Genomic DNA, 22,796 nt, shown 5'->3' on the forward strand with positions numbered 1-22,796 from the left:
GTTTTGATTATTAACTTTGTGGTTTTGGCGGACGAGGACGCTTTGGCTTGAATCTTGGAGCCACATAATTCCGCTTGCGGTCTCGGAAAAAAGTCCAGCCTGCGATAAAGCCTGCACCTGCGAGAAACATAATTAATCCAAGTAAAAAATTCAGCCAATGAAAGTCTGGTGTAATAGCATCATTTCCAAATTCGGAGAAATAGACAAAGAGTGAATCTTTCATCTTCAGAAAGCCGAAGCAGGCGATTAAGCCAGGAATAACAAGCATGAGGATGGCAATGAGTCGAGCAGCAACTAATTTCATAAATACAGCGTCTCCTTATCGGTCAAAATATACAGTTAGCTCTATCATACCTTTTTACAACTTTAGTGTCTATTTCGTAAAACGACGATGTCATCATCGGTAAAAACAGGTACAATAGGGATAGATGGCATGTTACAATGCGAATGGGCATGCTTGAGACTTATATAAATAGGCAAAACCAGTATATATTGATGGTTATTATGAAAGGAATGATTTTATGGCTATACAGGTGGACGTAGCTGTGCTCGGAGGCGGGCCTGGCGGTTATACAGCAGCGATTCGTGCTGCACAATTAGGCAAGAAGGTAGCAATTATTGAAATGGACAAGCTTGGCGGAACTTGCTTACATAAAGGATGTATTCCGAGTAAATCTCTGCTGCGCAGCGCAGAGGTATATTCGACATTGCTCGAAGCGAGCTCATACGGCATTAAAGTGGCAGAAGGAGCCATCTCGCTAGACTATGACAGAGTACAGGAACGTAAGGAGCAGACGGTAGAACAGCTTCATCGCGGCCTTCAAAGTTTAATGAAAAAGAATGGAATTCAGATTATTCAAGGTAAAGGAAGAGTAGTAGGTCCCTCGATCTTCTCGCCAAAGAGCGGCTCGTTAGCAGTAGAACTTCTTGATGGAGAAATGGAATCGGTTGTATCGACGAATCTAATTATAGCGACGGGCTCTAGACCTCGGTTATTGCCTGGTTTGACGCCGGATTGCGAATATATTATGACCAGCGACGAAGCGCTTGTTATGGACAAATTACCCAAGTCTATCATTATTGTCGGTGGCGGTGTTATTGGCGTAGAGTGGGCTTCATTGCTGAATGATTTTGGCGTTCAGGTTATCTTGGTCGAAGCGGGCTCACGCTTGCTTCCTGGTGAAGACACAGAGGTGTCTGCTGAGCTTACAAGAGTGCTAAGTGGACGCGGTGTACGCATCCTAACAGGCGTTCAATTACAAACTGACCAATACAAAGGAGAAAACGGCGAAGTTTCTATAGTGGCAGCTACGCAAGATGGTGATGTATTGTTGACTGCTGAGAAGCTGTTGGTATCTGTAGGCAGACAGGCAAACGTCGAAAATATTGGTCTGGAAAATACCGATATTCGTACAACGAATGGCGTAATTGAAGTAAATGCGTTCGGTCAAACAGGTGAACCGCATATTTATGCGATCGGTGATGTTATCGGCGGCGTTCAGCTCGCCCATGCAGCTGCACATGAGGGATTAATGGCAGCGGAGCATATTAACGGTGAGAAGAAGGCTGCAATCGAAGCACATCTGATTCCTAGATGTATTTATTCACGGCCAGAAATTGCTTCTTATGGATTGACAGAGGATGGCGCTCGTGCGAAAGGCCATGATATTAAGACTGGAAAAATTCCATTTCAAGCGATCGGAAAAGCACTAGTATCTGGTGAGAAGGATGGATTCGTCAAAGTAATAGCCGACAGAAAGACAAATGACATTATTGGGGTTCATATGATCGGCGCTCATGCAACAGAGCTAATATCCGAAGCGGCACTTGCGGGCATACTGAATGCAACACCTTGGGAAGTTGGCCAAATGATTCATCCTCATCCGACGCTTTCTGAGGCGTTAGGTGAAGCGATGCTTGCGGTAGATGGCAGAGCGATATCGTTCTAATGAAGACTGTTTTCTTTTTGGATCAAATGGAGTTATAATAAATATGATCAAGTCTTAGTACCAGGTTATAATAGTGCGAAAAAAAGGAGGAACACCTTATGACCCAATCTGCTTCCACTGGGCAAAATGTTCGTCATTTGGAATTAGGGCTTAGCGATGAGCAAGCAATTGATATGTATGCAACGATGGTGACTGCACGGAAATTTGATGAGCGTATGCTATTGCTTCAGCGCGCAGGGAAAATTAATTTTCACGTATCCGGTGTAGGACAAGAGGTGGCACAGGTTGCCGCAGCTTATGCGCTTAATCGTGAAACTGATTATTTTTTACCGTATTATCGGGATTATGGCTTCGTGCTATCTGTTGGCATGACATTGCGAGATCTGTTGCTGTCGGTTTTCGCGAAAGCGGAAGATCCAAATAGCGGCGGACGCCAGATGCCTGGCCATTTTGGCTCGAAGAAGCTGCGGATTGTAACGGGCTCCAGCCCAGTTACTACTCAGGTTCCACATGCTGTTGGCATCGCGCTAGCAGCAAAAATGAAAAACACACCTCTTGTTAGCTTCGTAACCTTCGGCGAAGGTTCGAGTAACCAAGGCGATTTCCATGAAGGCTGCAACTTTGCAGGTGTACATAAGCTGCCTGTTATTTTCATGTGTGAAAACAATCAATATGCAATTTCTGTTCCTATTCACAAGCAGCTAGCAGGTACGGTTGCTGATCGTGCACTTGGTTACGGCTTCCCTGGACTTCAGGTTGATGGCAATGATGCACTAGAAGTATTCCGAGTTGTGAAGGAAGCGCGTGAGCGCGCAATTGCAGGCGAAGGTCCAACGCTGATTGAAGCGTTAATGTACCGTATTTCACCACATTCAACATCAGATAATGATCTCGCATATCGCACGAAGGACGAGGTTGATCTCAATCGTGCGAAAGATGGAATTCCTAAATATAAGCAATATTTGATTGATTGCAATATTTGGTCAGAGGAGCTTGAAACCGAGCTTCAAGCCAAAATTCGCAAGCTGCTTGACGAGGCTACTGAATATGGCGACAAAGCGCCGTTCCCGACGCCGGAATCTACATTGCTGCATGTATATGCGGATGATGCTGAGCAAGGAGGAATGGAATAATGGCAGTCATTGAATATATTGATGCAATACGCCAAGCAATGAAGGAAGAAATGGAACGGGATGAGGATGTATTCATTCTAGGTGAGGATGTTGGTCTTAAAGGCGGTGTCTTCACAACGACAAAAGGATTGATTGAACAATTCGGTGAGGAACGTGTTCTTGATACGCCGCTTGCAGAATCGGCTATTGCAGGGGTAGCCATTGGCGCCGCGATGTATGGTATGAAGCCGATTGCGGAAATGCAGTATTCAGATTTCATGTTTCCAGCTACGAATCAGATTATAAGTGAAGCCGCCAAAATACGTTACCGCTCGAACAATGATTGGACTTGCCCGCTCGTAATTCGCGCGCCAATCGGCGGCGGAGTTTTCGGTGGATTGTATCATTCACAATGTACGGAATCGGTATTTTTCGGTACGCCGGGTCTAAAAATTGTTGCGCCATACCGCGCATACGATGCGAAGGGGTTGCTTAAAGCGGCTGTTCGTGATCCGGACCCGGTGCTTTATTTTGAAAACAAAAAATGCTATAAGCTCATTACGGGTGAGGTTCCAGATGATGATTACATTGTTCCAATCGGCAAAGCGAATGTGCTTCGCGAAGGCGATGACATTACGGTAATCGGTTATAGTCTCCCTCTACATTTTGTAGAGCAGGCAGCTGCGGAGCTTGCATCAGAGGGCATTAGCGCTCATATTCTCGATTTGCGGACGCTTCAACCGCTTGATAAAGCAGGAATTCTGGAAGCGGTAAGGAAAACAGGCAAGGTGCTCATTATCCATGAGGATAATAAGACAGGCGGCGTGGGTGCAGAAGTGTCAGCGATCATTGCAGAAGAGCTGCTTTATGAGCTTGATGCTCCGATTATGAGACTATGCGGACCTGACGTGCCAGCGATGCCGATTAATCCCCCAGGCGAGAAGTTTTTTATGCTCAATAAAGAAAAAGTAAAAGAAGCTATGCGACAGCTAGCTCTTTATTAGGATACAAGAATTGCAGGCATAGCTTAAGAACTAAGCTTAAATGTCAACGCGAAACGTATGCTGCGCCGCCAGAGGACGGCGGTAGCCGTTTACGCCTCGGCCAGTAGGGAGATGTGAATAATGAAAATTATGACTGAAATCGTCGTGCCACAACTAGCAGAATCACTGGTGTCGGCTACAATAGATAAATGGCTGAAGCAGCCGGGTGACTGGATAGATATTTACGAGCCAATCTGTGAGATCATTACAGATAAAGTAAATGCTGAACTGCCTTCTACGGTTGCTGGCAAGCTTGTAAGCATCCTAGTCGATAAGGGTGAGACCGTTCCGGTCGGCACTGCGATCTGCATAATCGAAACAGAAGGTACTACTGAAGATACCGGAGCGGGAGCAGCGGAATCCCAGTCAGTTGCTTCAGGTGGAGCTTCAGGTGTACAAGTAGGTGAAATTGATTTGCAAGACACTCCTATGCGCAATCGTTTCTCACCTGCTGTCCAACAACTAGCAGCAGAACATGGGATCCGATTAACTGATGTTCCAGGAACCGGATTAGGCGGTCGTATTACACGTAAGGACGTTCTTGCGTACATAGCGGAAGGCGCAACGGGTAAAGGCGATCAGGTTTTAGGAAGCAGCACTGCGGCGCCAGCACCTAGGACGGTTGATGCAGCAGCACAGGTTCGTTCTTCGGGTCTGCATTTGACGGAAACGCCAAGGTTCCCGAAAATTGAAGTGGAAGGCGCTGCGGGATTTGGTCGTGGTGACAATTTCATTGATGTAACGCCTATTCGTAATACGATTGCTAGAAATATGAGGCAGAGCGTAAGTGAAATTCCACATGCTTGGACTATGATTGAAGTCGATGTAACGAATCTCGTACTTCTTCGAAATAAGCTTAAGGAAGACTTCATGAAGCGTGAAGGCATTAATTTGACGTATTTAGCTTTCTTGCTCAAAGCTGTCGTTAACGCGATCAAAGATGTGCCTATCATGAACTCCATGTGGGCTGTAGATAAAATCATTGTGAAACGTGATATCAATATTGCGCTAGCGGTTGGTACAGAGGATTCTGTACTTACCCCTGTTATCAAAAATGCTGATCACAAAAATGTAGCCGGCCTTGCCAAAGAAATTGAAGAGCTTGCCCGCAAAACGAGAGAAGGAAAACTGACACTTTCGGATATGCAGGGTGGTACATTCACCGTTAATAATACAGGTTCTTTTGGATCTATTTTATCTTATCCGATTATTAATTATCCGCAAGCAGCGATTCTAACATTTGAATCGATCGTGAAGCGTCCTGTCGTCATTAACGACATGATTGCTGTTCGTTCAATGGCTAATCTTTGCTTGTCTTTGGATCACCGGATTTTGGACGGCGTCATCTGTGGTCGTTTCTTACAACGAGTGAAGGACAACTTGGAGAGCTTTAATCTAGAAAGCAAATTGTATTAGAAAAGGGGAGCACGATCATGTCTGAAGCGGATAACGCACGAGGCTTGAGACGGCTGGATGCCCATTATATCGGTATGCTTGATTACGCGGAAGCGTGGGAGCTGCAAAAAACTTATGTAAAGCAAATAGACCAGGAGGAGCGTAAGCAAACGCTGCTCCTTCTTCAGCATCCGCCTACGTATACGATGGGATCTGACAAACATCCAGAGCATCTTCTGCTTGATGAAGGGCAGCTCAAGGAACGAGGTATTACTTTGTACCAAATAGATCGTGGCGGGGATATCACTTATCATGGTCCTGGTCAGCTGGTTGGTTATCCGATTCTTTATTTGGATGCAGAGGGTCTTAATTTACATGGTTATTTGCGCAGCTTGGAGCAAGTCATTATTAATTGGCTAAGCGAGTATGGTATAGAAGCGGGCAGAAAGCCGGAATATACAGGTGTGTGGGTCGGTAATCTGAAGATAGCTGCCATAGGCGTGAAATTTAATAAAGCCCGCAAGCAGCGGGGCTTTATTACGAGTCATGGATTTGCACTCAATATTAAATCAGGCATTGCCGAGGAAGGGTTCAGTGGAATCATTCCTTGCGGAATCGAACAATTTGGTGTTACGTCCTTCAATGATCTAACGGGACTTGAGTTATCAGTTGAGGAAGCGGCGAACCAATTGCTCCCTCATTTTTTGAAAGAATTCAAATGTGAGATGGATCTAGTAAAGGAACAATGATCCAAGACCAGCAAATAAAGAAGATAAAACTAATGCGGATACGACTACAATGGCAACTATACGAATCAATCGCTGTCTGCGCATATGGAAAACCCCTTTCTTGATTTGGAACGTCATAGCATGCTATGAGCTTGTCATTTACTCTATTGTATACGAAAGTAATGGGCGGAGGAAACGTTATGATTGCAAAAGATCGTTTAGTGAACGAATTTATGGAATTGGTCAAGGTTGATAGCGAAACTAAACACGAGCAGGAAATCAGCCGTGTACTAAAGCAAAAGTTTGAAGCACTTGGCTTGCAAATTAGCGAAGATGACGCAGCAGCCAAAACAGGTCATGGTGCAGGCAATCTCTTCGTAATATGGGAAGCGGAGGGAGCAGCTGCATCGGCACCAACGATTTTTTTTACATGCCATATGGATACAGTTACGCCTGGTGTCGGCATCAAACCGCAGCTGGATGAGGATGGCTACATAAGAAGTGATGGAACAACGATTCTCGGGGCTGATGATAAAGCAGGTATTTCTGCAATATTCGAAGCCATTCGTGTCGTGAAGGAGCAATCCATTCCACACGGTCGTATACAATTTGTCATTACGGTCGGAGAAGAATCGGGACTTCTTGGTGCACGCGCATTAGATGCATCCAAGCTGGAGGCTAAGTTTGGCTACGCGCTTGATTCTAATGGTGCTGTTGGAGATATAGCTGTGGCAGCACCGACGCAGGCAAAGGTTACAATCAAAATGTATGGCCGTTCAGCGCATGCTGGCGTTAATCCTGAGGATGGCATAAGTGCTATACAAGTTGCGGCAAAAGCAATCGGGAGAATGCCGCTAGGACGCATTGATGAAGAAACAACTGCGAATATCGGTCGATTCGAGGGCGGTGGCGCTACAAATATTGTGTGTGATTTTGTTACGCTATATGCTGAGGCGAGAAGTATTGTACAGCATAAGCTGGACAATCAAATTGCTGCGATGCGTAAAGCGGTGGAGAGTGCTGCTGTAGAATTTGGAGCACGTGGAGAGCTGGTGAGTGAAATTATTTATCCTGCCTATCAATATGACGATGCAGATCCAGTGGTACAGCTTGCCAAAAAAGCAATCCTTGCGATTGGCCGTACACCGCGGACGTTTCATTCCGGCGGAGGAAGCGATGCTAATATTTTTAACGGATTAGGAATTCCTACTGTCAATCTTGCTGTTGGTTATGAGCATATTCATACGACAAAAGAGCAGATCAAGGTTGAAGATTTGGTCAAAACGACTGAGCTCGTAGTAGAAATTATTAAGCAAGCAGCTGTGTCAGAATAGCACATCAAATCTTGCTATAACGCTCGACAGCTAAGCTAGCCACAACATGACAGAAAGCCCTTCAATCCTACTGCCCAAATTAAACTGGACGCGGATGGAGGGTTTTTGTCTGCTTTTTGTTTGCTTACGAGACACAATTAATTTGTTTTTTCCAGAGCAATGCGGCGCACGCTAATAATGTTCGTATATTCGGACATGGGGGTTCTCGATAGGGATGAAGCAGACAGCTTTCGAAGCTGATGCCGTATCTCCCAGCCCTTGCCTACTAAACGCAAATGATTAATTGCAACATATTGTTTCATATTATTCGCCCCTGTCCATTTGATATAATGATAGTTATGCAGAGGCTGGACAAGTTATGCGAAATAAGCCAATACAATTAAAAAGGGGAGATTTCGAGTGGAAGAGCAGCTACAATCGGAGCTATGGCGCGAGGAAACAATTAAAACAGAACCTATCTTTGAAGGTAAAATGATTACCCTGCAGGTAGACACGGTCACACTGGCAGATGGCAGAACGGCGACACGTGAAATTGTTAAACACCCGGGAGCAGCGGCGGTTATGGCATTATTGGATGGCAAGCTGCTTGTTGTCGAGCAATTCCGTAAGCCTTTGGAAAAATTCCAAATCGAAATTCCAGCAGGCAAGCTTGATCCAGGTGAAGATCCGATGACAGCTGCAGCGCGCGAACTAGAGGAAGAGACAGGTTACCGCTCAAATGACTTGAAGCTGCTCAGTGCTTTCTATACTTCCCCGGGTTTTGCCGATGAGAAACTCTATGTCTATTTCACAGATAAGGTAGAGCAAGGGGTCATAAACCCTGACGAGGATGAAGACCTGAAGGTTGAAGCAATCACTCTCGAGCAAGCTGAGGCATATATTCAAGAAGGGCGTATCAGCGACGCCAAAACAATTCTAGCAGTCTACGCTTGGAAACTATACATCCTGACAGGTCGGTTCTAACCGACCCTGTCTTCCCTCAATATACCCGTCATACCCCACTGCAAGTCCTCATACAATACAATAGTAAGACAACCCCTAATCTGTTTGGCTATTCGTCCATGTGAGAGTGCATGCTCAAATAAATCTCTCTTGCGGCTTGAAATTGTTGTCTCGCTGCTCGTTTCAGCGGACACCACAACGCTTATTTGTTGTGATCCTCTATGTTTTGCAGTTCTTGCGGACACAGAATCCGTTTCGTCTCATTTAGTTAACAAAAGGCATCAAATGGAGCAAATAAGAGCCTCTGTGTCCGCCAAAAGCGAATTCTGCCTTAAAAAGGATAAATATCGTATCCTCAGTCCGTTCAGATGAAGTTGACAGTGAGGCACGAATCATCGTGAGTTTAATAAAGTGTACTCAAATATTTAACTTTAATGAAAATCTATTACTTAATTGTTTTTCTTTAATGACAAAGTCCTATCTAATCCGCATAGTCACACACCTGTGCCTATCTTGTTGTTAAGTAGCTGACCAATTACCACCTATTCCCGAACACTAGCTGATCAATAACGTGCCATTTAGTCCAGTTGTTATCCATTAAATAACTAGCCATTGACACTAGCTATAGACTTGTCATTGAAGCACAAACTTCCAGCGTGTCCCGCAGGGACGAAAGCGTTCGATGCTCATCTGAAACTCTCGGGCGTCGGGCAAACTTCAAGGTTAGTCCAATTGTGGGAGTCCAGAGGGTGCAACCCTTGGGGCCCTCCCTTGGAAGGGAGGGTTTGGGTGGGTTCGAAGCGCCTTAAGGGTTGGGATAAAAAAATATCTGAGAAGCAGCAACAGAGCAAGAAGCCTTAAAGGTTTGGATAGAAGCCTTTGAAGGTAAGGTAGAAGCCTATGTAGGTTTGGTAGAAACCCTAAACTAGGGCTGGGTCAACAGCTGCGAAAGGTCCGGTGACCATGGCAAAAAATCAATTATCGTTATACGTATTTGTATCCGTATTATTTATTGTTGGTGTTATTTTCGGCGCACTAATGGTAAATGCACTTACGCTAGAGCAGCAGCAGGAGCTGGCTCAAGATGTAGATCAATATGTAAAATTGATAAATGAAGGGCTCGGCTCAGGAGCAGCAGATTCTTTTTGGGATCGATTTTTTTTCCACAGCAAGTGGCTGCTCTTATTGTGGCTGCTTGGTATCACCGTAATTGGTATACCGGGGGTACTCGCGCTTAATTTCTTAAAAGGGGCCTTAGTTGGTTTTTCGGTTGGGACACTCATCAATCAATATGCTTGGAAGGGTGTGCTGTTCTCGCTTGTGTCAGTTGCCCCGCAAAATATTATTGTGATTCCGGCGATGATTATTATGAGTGCTGCTGCGATTTCCTTCTCCTTGTTCGTCATCAAAAACAGGCTTCTACGGCAAAAGGGTGAGCTTGCGCCTGAGCTAGGCTCATTTACGTCAACAGCGGTGCTGATGCTGATTCTTTTTGCAGGGGCTGCGTTGTTCGAGGCTTATATTTCACCGGTTATGATAAGTTGGGTTTCACCACTAATTGCGTCTGTTAACGCCACAATATGACACCAAAATGTTTGACTTTACTGCATGTTAGCCCCTATAATGAGAGGAAACCTTTCCTGAAAAAGGCGCAGTCATGTGGTAGGGGGGAAATCATGGAAGCCCGGATTGATAAGATTAAACAACAGTTGCAGTCGCAGGGCTACAAATTAACTCCGCAGCGCGAAGCAACAGTACGAGTTTTGCTTGAAAATGAAGATGACCATCTTAGCGCAGAAGATGTATTTATGTTAGTTAAGGATAAAGCTCCAGAAATCGGACTTGCAACGGTTTATCGGACATTGGAATTGCTAAGTGAAATGCATGTTGTCGAAAAATTAAATTTCGGCGATGGTGTAGCACGCTACGATCTTCGTACGGATAGCAACAAGCATCATCACCATCACCTCATATGTGTACAATGTGGAACCATGGATGAGATCAAGGAAGACTGGCTTTTGCCATTAGAAGAACGGCTGGAGCAGGAGTATGGATTTTTTGTCATCGATCATCGTCTTGATTTTCAAGGGATCTGTCATCGATGCAAAGAAAAGAACGACAACGCAAACCTAAATGAAAATCAATCTTAAACGGCTTCGCTGCCCAGAATAACTGGACGGCAAGCCGTTTTGGCATTTTTAGGCATTGAAAATTCGATCAAGCTGCATTAACCCTGCCCCTTGTGCGAGCGAACTATAATTGTTCAGTTTGAGAGCATGCTTCTGGAGCTTTGTTTTTACTGAGAGAGTACTAAGCCCAGGCTTGCCAGCTAGAAGTAAAGCAGCTCCGCCTGCGACATGTGGAGAAGCCATACTCGTGCCAGAGAGTTTCTCATATTTGCTGCCAAGCCACGTGGATACTATATTATCGCCAGGTGCAGAAATAGCAATGCCGTTACCTTTACTGCTAAAATTTGCGATCATATTCGCTTGTGTTGAAGCGGCAACAGCAATTGTTTCTTTAAAAGAAGCAGGCTCGTCAATTTTTCCGCTCGCATTGCCATTATTGCCAGCCGAGGCGACAATTACAATGCCCTGCTTTGCCGCACGTTTTATCGCGTTATGCAAAGTACCGCTGCTCTCGGAGCCTATGATACCAAAGCTCATGTTGATGACATGCATTCGGTTATTAATGCACCAATTGATACCTTCAATAATATCCGAAACAAAACCTTCGCCGTTCTCATTAAGCGATTTAACCGCATAAAGGTTTACTTCAGGAGCTGTCCCTACTAACTTTCCGGTTTTTCCTGCCGCAGCTACAATTCCTGCTACATGAGTACCGTGTCCATTATCGTCAGCATAAGAGCCTCCATTGATTGTATTGATTCCTCCAGCTATGTTCAAATCGGGGTGACTAGCGATTCCAGTGTCGAGGATAGCGACATTAATAGATTTTCCTTTTGTCACAGCCCATGCTGCCGGTGCTTTTATTCGATTAATATTCCAAGGCATTAGTGCTGGTAATGTAGCAGGAGTGAGGAGAGGCATGGTATAGCCGCGCATCCTCGGTTTATTGATTTGAAGACCGTGAGCGCGGATTTTGAAGTCTCTTTCAACAAGCTTAACATGCGGATGTTTCACTAACGACTGCATTGGAGAATTTATATGGAAATGGCATCCAATAACTCGACTCTTCAAAACTTTTTTGAAAGGTGTAATTCCTAACTGTTTAAGCTGCCTAAGGCATCGCTTGTAGGATTTCGTTGACTGGAGTGTAATGAGTTTGCGGTGGGTGTGTATCGATGGTTTGCAGGAAATACAGTTTTTAAATATTCCTTTAAGTTTGGACAATGTACTTAGTACCCCCTAATCAAGAAATTCCAGTTTCAGTATATGGGATTAGGCGGGATTCGGTTTGGGTACTTGTCACATCCACACATATTTTTTGAAATTTAACAAAGTATAGAAATAACAGCGATACGCTGAATAAATTTCGCAGTGAACGTCACGAAAAGGACGATCATTCTAACTAAAACTCTCATACAACATAGAAAGAAGTTTTTTTGCTTCATGATTTTAAAAATAGCTTCGGAGGAGGAAATGAGCATGATTGTAGGCGTTCCAAAAGAAATTAAGCAAAGCGAGTATCGTGTCGCCTTAACCCCAGCTGGTGTTACTATGTTATCTGCAGCGGGTCATAAAGTGCTTGTTGAAATAGGAGCAGGCGGTGGCAGCGGTTTTGAAGATAGCGATTATGAGCGTGAAGGAGCAGAACTAGTTGCATCCGCCGCTGAGGTATGGTCGCGAGCGGAAATGATTATGAAGGTGAAAGAGCCCCTTGCTGAGGAGTTTGGTTACTTTCGTGAAGGCTTATTATTGTTTACGTACTTGCACTTGGCGGCAGCACCTGACTTGACTAAAGCCCTCGTGGAAAAAGGTGTCACTGGTATTGCTTATGAGACGATTCAAATGGCTAACGGCAGTCTGCCGCTGCTTACTCCGATGAGTGAGGTGGCTGGAAGAATGTCTGTGCAAGTGGGTGCGCAGTTTTTAGAAGCATTTAACGGTGGAAGAGGGGTGCTGCTCGGAGGTGTTCCGGGAGTCCCGCCCGCGGAGGTCGTAATTATTGGCGGCGGAATTGTAGGTACAAATGCAGCTAAAATTGCCCTAGGCATGGGTGCTAATGTCGTCATTCTAGAGAGAAGCGCAGATCGCATGAGATATTTGGATGATATTTTTGGCGGGAGAGTTCACACATTAATGTCAAGTCCTTACCATATTGCAGAAGCCGTAGCGAAAGCAGATTTGCTTATTGGCGCAGTCTTGATTCCGGGTGCGAGAGCGCCACACTTAGTGACAGAGCAAATGGTACAAAATATGAAGAAAGGTGCTGTAATCGTGGATGTAGCAGTGGATCAAGGAGGGTCTATTGCTACGGTAGACCGGCCTACTACGCATAAAGATCCGATTTATCTCAAACATGGCGTCGTCCATTATGCCGTTGCCAATATTCCAGGTGCAGTGCCTCGGACATCAACCTTTGCACTAACCAATGTAACGATCTCCTATGCATTAGATATAGCGAATAATGGAATGGAGGCTATTCGCAAGAGCTTGCCATTGCAAAAAGGTGTGAATACACACGCTGGCAATGTAACCTATGAACCGGTAGCGACAGCCACCAATCTGCCCTATGTACCTTTAGAAAAATGTTTAAACAGTGTATCTTACGAGCAATTGTTGGATGAATGACATATTAGAACCTTCCTCCTCATATGGTGATACGAATGGACAAACGTATCGGCATATGAAGGAGGCTGGTTTAGATGGTATTCTCGATTCGGAGATGGACGAGCCGTATTATTTTTGTTGTTATTTTCACGATACTGTTATTGATTGTTACTGGCGGTTATCGCTGGCTTGCTGATGCTATTTCTCCCATACATCCCTATCGGGAGCCTAAAGGGCATGCTATGAAGGTTTTTGTGACTGACCCTTATTCGCCTGATAGCAAAGATGCTGCTGATCGGCTGCGATGGTTTTATTGGTACGGAGAGTAAATGATTGCTCAGGTTGCGCAGAAAAACTTTTCAAGCAGGATTAATAGAGTCGAATGTTGAATGTTTTTGTAGAAAAGCTTACTAGAAGGGTGTCTTATGTGAAAGGAAGTCCTATGAAGGCTCATTTAAATCGTTTTATACAATATTTGCGAGTAGAACGCGGGTTATCATCAAATACCCTTTCATCCTATGAGAGGGATTTGAATCAATTTATTAACTACGCGGATCAGCTGGGATTGGGCGAGCTGATTGCTGTGCAAAGACATCATATATCCATGTATATGCTGCATTTGAAGGAACAAGGCAGAAAGGCTGCGACGTTATCTAGACACATTGTGTCTATTCGCGCTTTTTTTCATTATTTAGTTGAGGAAGGCTTTATTAATAATAATCCATCCCTATATATGGAGGCGCCCAAGCAGGAGAAAAAGCCGCCAGGTATATTAAGTGTCGCTGTTACGAATACGCTGCTTGAGACGCCTAACAACTCCAGTGCTGCCGGTAAACGTGATAAAGCGATGCTGGAGCTTATTTATGCTACAGGTATTCGAGTATCGGAGCTAGTGTCGCTTAATATCGAGCATGTCAATATGAAGCTTGAGTTCATCCAATGCATCGGCACAGGCAAGAAGGAAAGACTCGTTCCTTTCGGGAGGTTAGCCTCAGAAGCTATATCTGACTACTTGCAAGCGGGACGAGAGGAATTGTTGACGGAGAGAGAATCGGAATCCGCACTGTTTCTCAATCATTTGGGCACTCGTTTGACAAGACAAGGTTTTTGGAAGACGATAAAGAAGTACGCGAAGGAAGCGGGAATTGAAGAGGAGATTACGCCTCATACGCTAAGACATTCGGTAGCAGCTCATTTATTGGATAACGGCGCCGATATCAGGTCTGTTCAGGAGTTGCTGGGGCATGCGGATATTTCAACTACGCTCAAGTACACACAAGTTTCCAAAACACGTATGAAGGATGTCTACACACAAGCTCATCCGCGTGCTTAACAAGATCGTTGTCGATAAATCCCAATTACAGAGGAGGAAGTCATACATATGAGATTTGATCGCATAACAGTTATCGTATTGGACAGCGTGGGAATAGGCGAGCTTCCTGATGCGGAGGATTTTGGTGATGCGGGCTCACACACACTTGGCCACATCGTTGAGAGAGCGCCTCTTACCAAGCTCCCGAATTTAAGAAGATGGGGCCTTGATCGTATAGCAGCGATTCATGATTGGAAACCAGCATCAGAAGCGCCAGCAGCTTATTATGGTAAAATGGCCGAAGTGTCGGTAGGGAAAGATACGATGACTGGTCATTGGGAATTAATGGGTATTGAAATGAAAGTACCTTTTCAAACATTTCCAGAGGGCTTTCCGCCGGAGCTCCTTGGTCCATTCGAAGAGCGAACGGGTCGCAAAGTCATCGGCAACAAATCGGCGAGCGGCACCGACATTCTAGATGAGCTTGGCGCCGAGCAAATGGAAAGCGGTGCATGGATTGTTTATACATCAGCGGATAGTGTATTCCAAATTGCCGCTCATGAGGATGTCATACCGTTAGAGGAGCTGTACCGAGCTTGTGAAATAGCCAGGGAGCTAACAATGGACGAGCGCTTTACAGTTGGACGTGTCATAGCGAGGCCTTATTTAGGTGAGCCGGGAGCTTTCAAACGAACGCCAAATCGTCATGATTATGCGGTTAAGCCTCCTCAGCCCACCGTATTAAATGCTTTGAAAGACGCAGGCTTTGATTCGATTGCAATCGGGAAAATCAATGATATTTTTGATGGGGAAGGCATTACAGCCTCTACGCCTACAAAAAGCAATGCAGACGGCATCGAAAAAACGATTGAGCAGTTGAAGCAGCCTTTTAAAGGACTGTTGTTTACGAACCTTGTTGATTTCGATTCACTATACGGTCACCGTCGTGACCCCATGGGCTATGCAGCCGCTTTGGAGGAATTCGATCGTGCTGTTCCTTTACTGGAGCAGGAGCTAGGAGAGCGAGATCTGCTTATCGTGACTGCCGATCATGGCAATGATCCAGTACATCCAGGGACGGACCATACCCGTGAATACGTACCGCTATTCATCGTGAGTCCAGCCTTTAAAGAGCCAGGTCTAATACAAACGCGTTCAACCTTCTCGGATCTCGGGGCAACGATTGCCCATAACTTTGAAGTGGAGGCCCCTCCAAACGGAACCAGCTTCCTGTCAGAGCTTGTCACAAAGGGGTAAAATCCATCATTGCTTTAAATGTGTGAATTTATTTATGAACTTACTTTAGGAGGATTTTTTATGACTACAATTACAGCAGCTGGACTATCAGCAGCTAATATTAAAGAAGCAGCGCAATTTATTGAAGCTCAAACAGAGCAAAGACCGGAAATTGGATTAATTATGGGCTCTGGACTTGGCGTGCTTGGCGACCATTTGGAGAATGCGATTACGATTCAATATCATGATATTCCCCATTTTCCAATTTCTACGGTTGAAGGTCATGCAGGTGAGCTGCTGATTGGAACACTCTCCGGCAAGACGGTATTGTTAATGCGCGGACGGTTTCACATGTATGAAGGATATGGCCCAGAATTAACAGCCTTTCCAGTTCGAGTTATGAAGGCGCTAGGCGTGAAAACATTGCTGGTCACAAATGCAGCAGGCGGCGTCAATTTGGATTATGAAGCGGGCAACCTCATGCTCATCTCTGACCATATTAATATGACTGGAAAAAACCCGTTGATCGGTCCAAACGACAATGAGCTGGGCGTAAGATTCCCGGACATGTCGGAAGCTTACAGCAAGCGTCTGCGTGCTGTAGCACGCGATATAGCAACGTCTCAAGGCTTTACGCTGCGTGAAGGCGTTTATGCAGGTCTCCTAGGTCCAACCTATGAAACACCTGCGGAGATTCGAATGCTGAGGGTTCTTGGAGCCGACGCTGTCGGAATGTCGACTGTTGCAGAAGTCATTGCAGCACGTCATTCTGGGATTGAGGTTGTTGGGATTTCCTGTATAAGCAATATGGCCGCGGGTATTTTGGATCAACCGTTGTCGCATGATGAAGTCATGGAAACGACTGAACGCGTCAAGTCCCAATTCTTGGGACTTGTTAACGCATTAATTGCGGAAATCTAACAATCTTGTAACACAATTGTAATAATTCCGTCGACTCATTATGACAGTGTTTTTTTTGTGATTCGTCGTATAATGTCCATGATTACAGAAAGATGGAGTGGACAATCAAATGGACAAGCAAGTACTCATGCAAATGGAGCAATTACGTAAAAAAATGGTCGAAGCAGCTCTGTTGAATAAAAGCCTTCAGCATTTGGACGTCATTATGTTAAGTCAATCACTTGATAAAATTATTGTCCAAGTGCAAAGGGAGCGACGTGCTCAATAACTATTCAACAACAGTATGGTGAATGGAGAGGGACAAATGCGGTCGGTAGATCTTATACAGAAGAAAAGAGACGGTGGCGAGCTGACCGCTTCGGAGCTAACTTTTTTAATTGACGGTTATTCTCGGGGCGATATTCCGGATTATCAGCTATCCGCATGGGCGATGGCTGTTTTTTTCCGCGGTATGACTTCCAGAGAAACAGCAGCACTTACGCTTGCGATGGCTAATTCAGGTGATCAGGTTGACCTTGGTCCGATTAGCGGTATTAAAGTTGATAAACACAGCACTGGTGGCGTGGGCGATAAAACGACTTTAATATTAGCGCCATTAGTCGCTTCAGTAGGCATACCTGTTGCCAAAATGTCTGGTCGCGGCCTTGGTCATACCGGTGGCACCATTGATAAACTAGAATCTATTGATGGCTTCCGTACAGAGCTCTCACGCGAGAAATTTATGACACAGGTGAACGATATCGGTTTAGCCGTCATTGGGCAAAGCGGGAATCTTGCACCTGCGGACAAAAAGCTTTATGCCTTGCGCGATGTAACAGCAACTGTAGAGTCGATTCCACTTATCGCAAGTTCAGTTATGAGCAAAAAAATTGCTGCTGGCGCGGATGCTATTGTGCTTGATGTGAAAACGGGCAGCGGAGCATTCATGAAGACGCTGGAGCACTCTGAGCAATTAGCAAGAGCAATGGTTGATATTGGTACTGAGGTCGGCAGGAACACTGCTGCAGTAATTAGTGACATGGATCAGCCGCTCGGCTTTGCAATCGGAAATGCTCTAGAGGTACAAGAATCGATTGAAACACTCAAAGGAAATGGGCCTGAGGATCTTACAGAGCTGTGTCTCACACTCGGAGCTCATATGGTTATATTAGGTGGAAAGTCTGATTCAGTAGAGGCTGCGAAGCAGCTGCTGCGCGATCAGATCACGAGCGGAGCTGCCCTAGAGAAGTTTAAAGCGTTTATTACTGCGCAGGGCGGGGATGCTTCAATTGTAGACGACCCAGCTAGACTGCCGCAAGCAGCCGCAATTATTGAAGTGAAAGCAGAGGACTCTGGCTTTGTACATGCAATTGAAGCAGAGCAGCTTGGTCTAGCTGCGATGCTTTTAGGTGCTGGTAGAGCAACATACGACGCAGCGATTGATTATGCAGTAGGGGTTACACTTCGCAAGAAGTTTGGTGATTCTGTAAATGCCGGTGATACGCTTGCACTGCTTCATGTCCGTGAAGCAAATGACTCTGTGCAAGCGGTCGCTGATCGCGTAAGAAATGCGTACAAGATCTCTTCAGAAAAGCCAGAGCCGCGAGCCTTATTGTTATCAGTCATTACAGCTGAAGGCATTACGCGATTCGACTAATAGTTTTATATTAAAGGAAATCCGCCCAGGCAACGTGGGCGGATTTTTTTTGCTGTGCAATTAACTCTAGCTAATGGAATAATTTCCAACTTAAGAGTCAACACTGAAAAGAGAAATATATGCGAATTGTGCAGCAAACGTCTTTTGCTTTACTTTGCTTCACAAAACTAAGCTGATGCTTACGAAGTAAGTTTTGCTTCACAAAACTTTTAGGAGGAGATTTAGTTGGGAAATCGTATGATCAAGCTAGGTATACTCATTCTTGTAATTGCGCTAGCGCTGCCGGCAGCAGCTTTTGCAGCTGTGGAGCCAACACCTGCTCCCGGTCCATCACCTGCGCCATTGAATCAAGCTTCTAACGCCAATTTAGCACCGTCAGCGCGTTCTGCTATTCTTATGGATGCAGATAGCGGGACAGTTATTTATGAAAAAAACAGTCATGATAAGCTCCCGCCTGCAAGCATTACCAAAATAATGACGCTGTTGCTCATTATGGAGGCGCTCGATGACGGCAAAATAAAACTATCAGACAAGGTTCAAACAAGTGAGTACGCTGCATCCATGGGAGGCTCGCAAATTTTTCTCGAGCCTGGAGAAGAAATGACGGTTGACGACATGGTCAAGGGCATAGCACTGGCCTCCGGTAATGATGCCTCTGTCGCAATGGCTGAGAAGCTGGCGGGTACGGAACAGCAATTTGTAACGATGATGAATGAGCGCGCTCAGCAGCTTGGTATGAATGATACGCAGTTTGCTAATCCAAACGGATTGCCTGTAGCGAATCATTATTCATCGGCTCATGATATTGCAGTCATGTCCAGAGAATTGCTAAAGCATTCTGAGGTCACTAAATATACAGGGCTTTATCAGGATTATTTGAGGAAGACCTCTGCTAAGCCATTTTGGCTAGTCAATACGAATAAACTTGTTCGATTCTATAGCGGTGCAGACGGTTTAAAAACTGGCTTTACGAGTGAAGCGAAGTATTGTCTATCCGCTACTGCAAAGCGTGATGATATGCGCGTTATTGCCGTTGTTATGGGTGAACCGGATACGAAGACTAGGAATGCTGAAGTGTCACAAATGTTTGATTATTCGTTCGCCCAGTATATGAACCATCCTATTATTAAAGAAGGAGAGTCAATGGGGACACTGAAAATTGAGAAAGGCACAGCGCCTGAGCTCCCGCTTGTTGCGAAGCATCCCTATAGCGTTCTTCTGAAAAAAGGCAGTCAAACGAAAGATATTCGTTATGAGCTAAAAATTAACGGTCCGCTTAAAGCGCCGGTTCAAATTGGTCAACCCATCGGAAAACTTGTTGTCTATCAAGGTGAGAATGTACTGAAAGAATTTGATGTGGATGCGCCGCTTTCTGTAGAACGGGCAGGCTGGTGGAAATTGTTGAAACGATCTTTCTCTGGTTTATTTGCATAACTAGAACCTGAATTTTATATCTTTATGTGACTCGTATTTTGTCAGCTGTTAGCGGTATGCTTCTAGTTTTGTCGGCATGCAGGAATAGGCCACCATCTTGGAGAATTGCTAGTTCTATCTCGGCAAGTGTAAACGTCTGAATCTGACTCATCGCAGATCAGTCCGCGTTTCACGGTAAAATGTAAGGATGGCAAACAGGCAACGCTTATTCCTACTTATGTTTGAAAAAACCTAGAGGAGTTGAACAGCATAATGAGTCTGCAAGCAGAATTGGAGCAATACCGCAATGTGCTGATCGTAAGGCTTCGGGGCGAGTTGGATCACCATACAGCCGATGTCGTTCGCTATAAGATGGAGGAAGCCCTCTTAAGAGGCAACAGCGAGCACGTCATTCTTAGCTTGAAAGAGCTGCAATTCATGGACAGTTCGGGTCTAGGTGTCATTTTGGGCCGATACAAGCAAGTCAAGGGCAAGGGCGGCAAAATGGTCGTATGCGATGTGAATCCGAATGTTCATCGTTTATTCGAGATGTCGGGCTTGTTCAAGATACTGACGGTTCATGAAAACGAACGTACTGCAATTTCCAGTTTGGAGGTGGTGTCATGAACGGTTCCAATGAAATGACGCTTTCCTTCAGCGCCCGATCGGAAAACGAAGCCTTTGCACGAATTGCGGTAGCTGCATTTGTGTCACAGCTTGATCCGACGCTCGAGGAGCTGAATGATTTGAAGACTGCGGTGTCCGAAGCCGTAACGAATGCGATCATCCATGGCTACGAGAACGATCCATCTTGCGAAGTTAAAATAGAGGCAAGAATCGAAGGTGATTCTGTGTCTCTTACAGTATCCGATCATGGTCGTGGCATTGAGGATTTAGATCTTGCACGTCAACCGTTATACACGTCGAAGCCCGAGCTGGAACGCTCTGGAATGGGCTTCACCATTATGGAAAACTTTATGGATCGTTTTGAAGTTTCAAGTCAGGTAGACGGCGGCACACGCGTAGCAATGCTGAAGAGAATCGAATCGAAAAAAGCGCTTTACAATTAGCGTATAGGGGTTGAACCTCATGGATGTCAATCTAAAGCAGACGGCCCAGCCATACTTGGATGACGCGGAAGTGAAGCGGCTTATTGCGTTAAGTCAATCCGGCGATACGCTTGCAAGGGATACTCTCGTACATTGTAATATTCGTTTAGTTTGGTCAGTCGTGCAGCGGTTCATCAATCGCGGTTATGAGCCCGATGATTTGTTCCAAATCGGATGTATCGGATTGCTTAAATCAGTGGACAAATTCGATTTGTCCTATGATGTTAAGTTTTCAACCTATGCGGTTCCAATGATTATTGGGGAAATCCAACGATTTTTACGTGATGACGGAACGTTGAAAGTAAGCAGATCCCTCAAGGAAACCGCTAATAAGGTGCGGAAAATGAAGGATGAGCTTTCAAAAACGTTAGGTCGCCTGCCCACAATTGGGGAGGTAGCAGAGCAGCTTGGCATTACGCCAGAAGAAGTTGTATTCGCTCAGGAAGCGAACAAGCCGCCGACGTCGATTCATGAAACCGTGTTTGAAAATGATGGTGACCCGATTACGCTAATGGACCAAATCGCTGATGAATCTCAGGATCGCTGGTTTGACAAGCTGGCGCTTGTGGAAGCTATTGAAGGCCTAAACGAGCGAGAACGATTAATAGTGTACTTGCGGTATTACCGCGACAAAACGCAATCCGAAGTAGCAAGCAGGCTGGGTATATCACAGGTGCAGGTATCGCGGCTTGAGAAAAAAATATTACAGTCCATCCGAGACCAAATCGCCCTTTAGGGCGATTTGGTCTTTTTCTATTTTTTACCTCATTTTGCATGAGTATCCGAATCGACCTTTTATCATACTAAAAGGGAAACTTACACCAAGTTATAGGCAGAAGGGAAGATGACAAATGGCCACAACCAACCATTCGGTCCTCTATCTGCGTTTGAAAAAACGAATTTATACGAAACCGAATCAACGTGTATCCTTGGGGCAGGCAGCGAGGCTGCTGGCTAAGGATGACGAGCTTGAAGATCGGCTTAAGACGCTTGTTCTCTATGAGCACAAGAAGGCGGACGGAAATCGCGTCGTTATAGACTTGCTGCAAATCGTAAAAGCGATCCGAGAGCTTGAGCCAGACTTAACGGTTGAAGCCTACGGAGATCCACAGGTGCTGGTCATGATTGCGGAAAAGCCGGTTAAGCCGCGAATTTCTGTATTGATTTTTTCGTGGCTGCTTCTGTTTTTTGGAGCGGGTCTCGCTATTATGAATTTCCATACGGATGTAAGTATGCAAGAAGTTCATATCCGAATAGTCGAGCTGATCACGGGGGAACGCACGGAGCATCCGCTATGGTTTCAAATTCCTTATTCGCTAGGCATTGGACTTGGTATGGTACTGTTTTTTAACCATATATTCCGCAAACGGTTCAATGAGGAGCCTAACCCACTTGAAGTTGAGCTGTATATGTATCAGGAAAATGTAAATGCTTATGTCATTGCTGACGAAATGCGTAAAAAATCAGATTACGATCAGACACAGGGAAACAGGCATGATTAGTGCAGCTGCTAATATTTTTATTGCGCTAATTGGGTTGGCAGGAGGGCTAGCAGTAGGCAGCGGATTGGTGGCGTTACTCATTATACTCGACCTTATTCCGCGGCTTGCTCAGGTTGCTAATGCCTATCGAATGTCAGCGTGGTTTGAGTCTGCCGTCATATGCGGGTCGCTGTACTGGACCTTTGCAGATTTTATGGGCTGGAAGTTGTCGCTGCCTGCGAGTGTGTTTTTGAGTGGGGCAGGTCTCATCGATGGTATGTTTGTTGGAATGTTGGCAGCTGCCTTGACTGAGGTGATGAACGTACTGCCTATTTTGGCAAAAAGAATGAATTTATCCGATTACATGGTCGCACTCGTCATGGCGATGGTACTCGGGAAAACGTTAGGTTCGTTATTCGATTGGCTAGTATATCAATGGTGATTTCGTATGG

Annotated in this window: 25 protein-coding genes; 22 read left to right on the plus strand and 3 right to left on the minus strand. The window is 45.2% G+C overall.

Annotated elements, in window-relative coordinates; genetic code table 11:
* Positions 1 to 10: 10 nt before the first annotated feature.
* Positions 11 to 304 (minus strand): DUF2627 domain-containing protein, encoded by a 294-nt coding sequence (locus tag AC0YN6_RS12795; protein WP_475747222.1) that lies wholly within the window; start codon positions 302 to 304, stop codon positions 11 to 13.
* A 217-nt stretch (positions 305 to 521) separates the two neighbouring features.
* Between AC0YN6_RS12795 and lpdA the strand changes: the two genes are divergently transcribed.
* The 6 genes from lpdA (at position 522) to AC0YN6_RS12825 (ending at position 7,561) form a co-directional block, all read left to right on the plus strand.
* Positions 522 to 1,949 (plus strand): dihydrolipoyl dehydrogenase, encoded by a 1,428-nt coding sequence (gene lpdA / locus AC0YN6_RS12800; RefSeq protein ID WP_475747223.1) that lies wholly within the window; start codon positions 522 to 524, stop codon positions 1,947 to 1,949.
* Between the two features lie 98 nt (positions 1,950 to 2,047).
* Entirely contained in the window at positions 2,048 to 3,082 is a 1,035-nt protein-coding gene (locus AC0YN6_RS12805; RefSeq protein WP_475747224.1) for a thiamine pyrophosphate-dependent dehydrogenase E1 component subunit alpha, read from the plus strand.
* Positions 3,082 to 4,065: an alpha-ketoacid dehydrogenase subunit beta gene (locus AC0YN6_RS12810; RefSeq protein ID WP_475747225.1), complete on the plus strand. Its 984-nt coding sequence runs from the start codon at positions 3,082 to 3,084 to the stop codon at positions 4,063 to 4,065. Before AC0YN6_RS12805 ends, AC0YN6_RS12810 begins: the two co-directional genes overlap by 1 nt.
* Positions 4,066 to 4,185: 120 nt before the next feature.
* A complete protein-coding gene (locus tag AC0YN6_RS12815) occupies positions 4,186 to 5,520 on the plus strand; it encodes a dihydrolipoamide acetyltransferase family protein (protein WP_475747226.1) in 1,335 nt (444 codons plus the stop codon).
* A 17-nt stretch (positions 5,521 to 5,537) separates the two neighbouring features.
* Positions 5,538 to 6,248, plus strand: coding sequence for a lipoyl(octanoyl) transferase LipB (gene lipB / locus AC0YN6_RS12820; RefSeq protein ID WP_475747227.1), 711 nt, complete (start codon positions 5,538 to 5,540; stop codon positions 6,246 to 6,248).
* 179 nt (positions 6,249 to 6,427) lie between these two features.
* Positions 6,428 to 7,561, plus strand: coding sequence for a M20/M25/M40 family metallo-hydrolase (locus AC0YN6_RS12825; RefSeq protein ID WP_475747228.1), 1,134 nt, complete (start codon positions 6,428 to 6,430; stop codon positions 7,559 to 7,561).
* A gap of 137 nt (positions 7,562 to 7,698) precedes the next feature.
* On the opposite strand, the gene mciZ is transcribed toward AC0YN6_RS12825, so the two are convergent.
* Complete coding sequence (gene mciZ / locus AC0YN6_RS12830) at positions 7,699 to 7,863, minus strand: Z-ring formation inhibitor MciZ (protein ID WP_475747229.1); 165 nt, start codon at positions 7,861 to 7,863, stop codon at positions 7,699 to 7,701.
* A 97-nt stretch (positions 7,864 to 7,960) separates the two neighbouring features.
* Between mciZ and AC0YN6_RS12835 the strand changes: the two genes are divergently transcribed.
* The 3 genes from AC0YN6_RS12835 (at position 7,961) to fur (ending at position 10,653) form a co-directional block, all read left to right on the plus strand.
* On the plus strand, positions 7,961 to 8,524 hold the full coding sequence (locus tag AC0YN6_RS12835; RefSeq protein ID WP_475747230.1) for an NUDIX hydrolase: 564 nt from the start codon (positions 7,961 to 7,963) through the stop codon (positions 8,522 to 8,524).
* A 942-nt stretch (positions 8,525 to 9,466) separates the two neighbouring features.
* Positions 9,467 to 10,087, plus strand: coding sequence for a stage II sporulation protein M (spoIIM, locus tag AC0YN6_RS12840; RefSeq protein WP_475747231.1), 621 nt, complete (start codon positions 9,467 to 9,469; stop codon positions 10,085 to 10,087).
* 92 nt (positions 10,088 to 10,179) lie between these two features.
* Entirely contained in the window at positions 10,180 to 10,653 is a 474-nt protein-coding gene (gene fur / locus AC0YN6_RS12845; protein WP_475747232.1) for a ferric iron uptake transcriptional regulator, read from the plus strand.
* 48 nt (positions 10,654 to 10,701) lie between these two features.
* On the opposite strand, the gene AC0YN6_RS12850 is transcribed toward fur, so the two are convergent.
* Positions 10,702 to 11,646 carry a S8 family peptidase gene (locus AC0YN6_RS12850; protein WP_475747233.1) on the minus strand — a complete coding sequence of 315 codons (945 nt, stop codon included), beginning with the start codon at positions 11,644 to 11,646 and terminating at the stop codon, positions 10,702 to 10,704.
* A 465-nt stretch (positions 11,647 to 12,111) separates the two neighbouring features.
* Here AC0YN6_RS12850 and ald point away from each other — a divergent pair, with 465 nt between their 5' ends.
* The 13 genes from ald (at position 12,112) to AC0YN6_RS12915 (ending at position 22,786) form a co-directional block, all read left to right on the plus strand.
* Positions 12,112 to 13,257, plus strand: coding sequence for an alanine dehydrogenase (gene ald, locus AC0YN6_RS12855; protein WP_475747234.1), 1,146 nt, complete (start codon positions 12,112 to 12,114; stop codon positions 13,255 to 13,257).
* Between the two features lie 74 nt (positions 13,258 to 13,331).
* Positions 13,332 to 13,565: a YqzK family protein gene (locus tag AC0YN6_RS12860; RefSeq protein ID WP_475747235.1), complete on the plus strand. Its 234-nt coding sequence runs from the start codon at positions 13,332 to 13,334 to the stop codon at positions 13,563 to 13,565.
* Between the two features lie 113 nt (positions 13,566 to 13,678).
* Positions 13,679 to 14,569 (plus strand): site-specific tyrosine recombinase XerD, encoded by an 891-nt coding sequence (gene xerD, locus AC0YN6_RS12865; protein WP_475747236.1) that lies wholly within the window; start codon positions 13,679 to 13,681, stop codon positions 14,567 to 14,569.
* 48 nt (positions 14,570 to 14,617) lie between these two features.
* Positions 14,618 to 15,805 (plus strand): phosphopentomutase, encoded by a 1,188-nt coding sequence (gene deoB, locus AC0YN6_RS12870; RefSeq protein ID WP_475747237.1) that lies wholly within the window; start codon positions 14,618 to 14,620, stop codon positions 15,803 to 15,805.
* 60 nt (positions 15,806 to 15,865) lie between these two features.
* Entirely contained in the window at positions 15,866 to 16,705 is an 840-nt protein-coding gene (locus AC0YN6_RS12875) for a purine-nucleoside phosphorylase (protein ID WP_475747238.1), read from the plus strand.
* Positions 16,706 to 16,814: 109 nt separating this feature from the next.
* The gene (locus tag AC0YN6_RS12880) at positions 16,815 to 16,973 is read left to right on the plus strand and encodes an aspartyl-phosphate phosphatase Spo0E family protein (RefSeq protein ID WP_475747239.1); all 159 of its coding nucleotides are present in this window, start codon (positions 16,815 to 16,817) and stop codon (positions 16,971 to 16,973) included.
* 36 nt (positions 16,974 to 17,009) lie between these two features.
* Positions 17,010 to 18,341 (plus strand): pyrimidine-nucleoside phosphorylase, encoded by a 1,332-nt coding sequence (locus tag AC0YN6_RS12885; protein WP_475747240.1) that lies wholly within the window; start codon positions 17,010 to 17,012, stop codon positions 18,339 to 18,341.
* 225 nt (positions 18,342 to 18,566) lie between these two features.
* Entirely contained in the window at positions 18,567 to 19,775 is a 1,209-nt protein-coding gene (locus AC0YN6_RS12890; RefSeq protein ID WP_475747241.1) for a D-alanyl-D-alanine carboxypeptidase family protein, read from the plus strand.
* Positions 19,776 to 20,027: 252 nt separating this feature from the next.
* Positions 20,028 to 20,381: an anti-sigma F factor antagonist gene (gene spoIIAA, locus AC0YN6_RS12895; protein WP_475747242.1), complete on the plus strand. Its 354-nt coding sequence runs from the start codon at positions 20,028 to 20,030 to the stop codon at positions 20,379 to 20,381.
* On the plus strand, positions 20,378 to 20,824 hold the full coding sequence (gene spoIIAB / locus AC0YN6_RS12900; protein WP_475747243.1) for an anti-sigma F factor: 447 nt from the start codon (positions 20,378 to 20,380) through the stop codon (positions 20,822 to 20,824). Before spoIIAA ends, spoIIAB begins: the two co-directional genes overlap by 4 nt.
* A gap of 19 nt (positions 20,825 to 20,843) precedes the next feature.
* Entirely contained in the window at positions 20,844 to 21,599 is a 756-nt protein-coding gene (gene sigF / locus AC0YN6_RS12905) for an RNA polymerase sporulation sigma factor SigF (protein WP_475747244.1), read from the plus strand.
* 115 nt (positions 21,600 to 21,714) lie between these two features.
* The gene (locus AC0YN6_RS12910) at positions 21,715 to 22,365 is read left to right on the plus strand and encodes a stage V sporulation protein AA (protein ID WP_475747245.1); all 651 of its coding nucleotides are present in this window, start codon (positions 21,715 to 21,717) and stop codon (positions 22,363 to 22,365) included.
* Positions 22,358 to 22,786, plus strand: a complete 429-nt coding sequence (locus tag AC0YN6_RS12915; RefSeq protein ID WP_475747246.1) for a stage V sporulation protein AB — start codon at positions 22,358 to 22,360, stop codon at positions 22,784 to 22,786. The genes AC0YN6_RS12910 and AC0YN6_RS12915 overlap by 8 nt, the downstream gene beginning before the upstream one ends.
* Positions 22,787 to 22,796: the final 10 nt, after the last annotated feature.

This window comes from Paenibacillus sp. J22P15 (assembly GCF_056269345.1).

Bases quoted from the DNA above. Each gene is read 5' to 3' on its own strand.
- AC0YN6_RS12825 (WP_475747228.1), top strand. From the start codon at position 6,428: ATGATTGCAAAAGATCGTTTAGTGAACGAATTTATGGAATTGGTCAAG.
- spoIIAB (WP_475747243.1), top strand. From the start codon at position 20,378: ATGAACGGTTCCAATGAAATGACGCTTTCCTTCAGCGCCCGATCGGAA.
- AC0YN6_RS12795 (WP_475747222.1), bottom strand. From the start codon at position 304: ATGAAATTAGTTGCTGCTCGACTCATTGCCATCCTCATGCTTGTTATT.
- AC0YN6_RS12815 (WP_475747226.1), top strand. From the start codon at position 4,186: ATGAAAATTATGACTGAAATCGTCGTGCCACAACTAGCAGAATCACTG.
- sigF (WP_475747244.1), top strand. From the start codon at position 20,844: ATGGATGTCAATCTAAAGCAGACGGCCCAGCCATACTTGGATGACGCG.
- spoIIM (WP_475747231.1), top strand. From the start codon at position 9,467: ATGGCAAAAAATCAATTATCGTTATACGTATTTGTATCCGTATTATTT.
- deoB (WP_475747237.1), top strand. From the start codon at position 14,618: ATGAGATTTGATCGCATAACAGTTATCGTATTGGACAGCGTGGGAATA.
- spoIIAA (WP_475747242.1), top strand. From the start codon at position 20,028: ATGAGTCTGCAAGCAGAATTGGAGCAATACCGCAATGTGCTGATCGTA.
- AC0YN6_RS12885 (WP_475747240.1), top strand. From the start codon at position 17,010: ATGCGGTCGGTAGATCTTATACAGAAGAAAAGAGACGGTGGCGAGCTG.
- mciZ (WP_475747229.1), bottom strand. From the start codon at position 7,863: ATGAAACAATATGTTGCAATTAATCATTTGCGTTTAGTAGGCAAGGGC.
- AC0YN6_RS12910 (WP_475747245.1), top strand. From the start codon at position 21,715: ATGGCCACAACCAACCATTCGGTCCTCTATCTGCGTTTGAAAAAACGA.
- AC0YN6_RS12875 (WP_475747238.1), top strand. From the start codon at position 15,866: ATGACTACAATTACAGCAGCTGGACTATCAGCAGCTAATATTAAAGAA.
- lipB (WP_475747227.1), top strand. From the start codon at position 5,538: ATGTCTGAAGCGGATAACGCACGAGGCTTGAGACGGCTGGATGCCCAT.
- fur (WP_475747232.1), top strand. From the start codon at position 10,180: ATGGAAGCCCGGATTGATAAGATTAAACAACAGTTGCAGTCGCAGGGC.
- AC0YN6_RS12915 (WP_475747246.1), top strand. From the start codon at position 22,358: ATGATTAGTGCAGCTGCTAATATTTTTATTGCGCTAATTGGGTTGGCA.
- lpdA (WP_475747223.1), top strand. From the start codon at position 522: ATGGCTATACAGGTGGACGTAGCTGTGCTCGGAGGCGGGCCTGGCGGT.
- AC0YN6_RS12880 (WP_475747239.1), top strand. From the start codon at position 16,815: ATGGACAAGCAAGTACTCATGCAAATGGAGCAATTACGTAAAAAAATG.
- xerD (WP_475747236.1), top strand. From the start codon at position 13,679: ATGAAGGCTCATTTAAATCGTTTTATACAATATTTGCGAGTAGAACGC.
- ald (WP_475747234.1), top strand. From the start codon at position 12,112: ATGATTGTAGGCGTTCCAAAAGAAATTAAGCAAAGCGAGTATCGTGTC.
- AC0YN6_RS12805 (WP_475747224.1), top strand. From the start codon at position 2,048: ATGACCCAATCTGCTTCCACTGGGCAAAATGTTCGTCATTTGGAATTA.
- AC0YN6_RS12810 (WP_475747225.1), top strand. From the start codon at position 3,082: ATGGCAGTCATTGAATATATTGATGCAATACGCCAAGCAATGAAGGAA.
- AC0YN6_RS12860 (WP_475747235.1), top strand. From the start codon at position 13,332: ATGGTATTCTCGATTCGGAGATGGACGAGCCGTATTATTTTTGTTGTT.